A 534-nucleotide genomic window follows, 5' to 3' on the forward strand; every position below is an offset into this window, starting at 1 on the left:
TCTCATGGGTGCGCAGGGTCTCGACGATCTGGCGGCCGATGCTGATGACGGGATCGAGTGAGTATTTGGGATCCTGCAGGATCATGGCGACGCGTTTGCCGCGCAGCGCCCTGCGTTCGCGGGCTGGCTGCGTCAGCAGATTGATCCCGTCGAACTCCAGCCTGTCTGCGGTCACCTCGGCCCTCGGATCGGTGAGCCCCATGATGGCGCGGCCGGTCTGGGACTTGCCGGAGCCGGATTCACCGACGATGCCGAGGCGCTCGCGTCCGAGCGAGAAGGAGACACCGCGCACCGCTTCGATGACACCGGTGCGGGTGGGAAAGCGGACCTTGAGGTTGTCGACCTCGAGCAGGTTGCCGCTCTTCGCATTTGTATCCGCCGCACTCATTGGCCCGAGCTCCTTGGATCGAGCGCATCGCGCAGGCCGTCGCCGAGCAGGTTGAAGCCGAGGCTGACGATGAGGATGGCCATGCCGGGCATGGCTGCCACCCACCACTGGTCGAGGATGAACCGGCGGCCCGACGCGATCATCGC

Annotated in this window: 1 protein-coding gene and 1 pseudogene; both read right to left on the reverse strand. The window is 65.9% G+C overall.

Features of this window, described 5'->3' with window-relative positions:
- Window positions 1-388: ATP-binding cassette domain-containing protein (locus tag AC3WTO_RS31135; protein WP_492465089.1), on the reverse strand; the 388-nt coding region annotated here is incomplete at its 3' end.
- Window positions 385-534, reverse strand: a pseudogene (locus AC3WTO_RS31140) (D,D-dipeptide ABC transporter permease); the annotation flags it as partial. The gene AC3WTO_RS31135 and the pseudogene AC3WTO_RS31140, both read right to left, overlap by 4 nt.

The sequence above is a fragment of the Mesorhizobium sp. EU05-FHT14A09 genome (assembly GCF_058790995.1).